2 protein-coding genes are annotated in these 487 nt (G+C 35.7%); both read right to left on the bottom strand.

The window, feature by feature from the left end:
* Positions 1–21: 21 nt before the first annotated feature.
* Positions 22–195, bottom strand: coding sequence for a hypothetical protein (locus Q1A48_RS21360; protein WP_299948894.1), 174 nt, complete (start codon positions 193–195; stop codon positions 22–24).
* An 89-nt stretch (positions 196–284) separates the two neighbouring features.
* Positions 285–487, bottom strand: a 203-nt coding sequence (locus Q1A48_RS21355) for a hypothetical protein (protein ID WP_299948892.1), incomplete at its 5' end; no start/stop codon positions are given.

The following is a 487-nucleotide window of genomic DNA, read 5'->3' as shown; positions in this document are numbered from 1 at the left end:
GCAATGTAGTTCTGATCATCTTTAGATTTCTGTATTTCTGTGGTTATCTCTTGCTTTTCTTCCAGAGATATTTTTTTTGAGAGATAATTTCGATAAAACTTCATCTAAAGAAAAAATAAACTCTTCGATATTGTATATATTCTTCCAATCAAGGTAGCCCATATAACCAAGCTCTGCCATAACCGTTTTAAACACTGCACAAGGTATCATCTGGTCTTCAATATCTTCTTGAATCCACCCTATAAAGTTATTTCCAAAATCATTTCGCGCCAGATTATAAAAGGCTAAATCTTCCCCTCGAACATCATCATCATTTTTCCAAGAAGTATATATTCTTTAGCCTTATCTGGATTGACAGATATTTTTGATGACACGACAATCACTTTATCCCATACAGTCGGCACCTCTGCGTCCTTGCCTGTGCGGGCCAAAACTTTAACCGCAAAACCCACAATACTTGCAGCTAAAACTACTATTAATACAACCT

It is taken from the genome of uncultured Microbulbifer sp. (assembly GCF_947489355.1).
GTDB lineage: Bacteria > Pseudomonadota > Gammaproteobacteria > Pseudomonadales > Cellvibrionaceae > Microbulbifer.
Note: the sequence above shows the minus strand (reverse complement) of the source record. Positions and strands in the feature narration are given on the sequence as shown.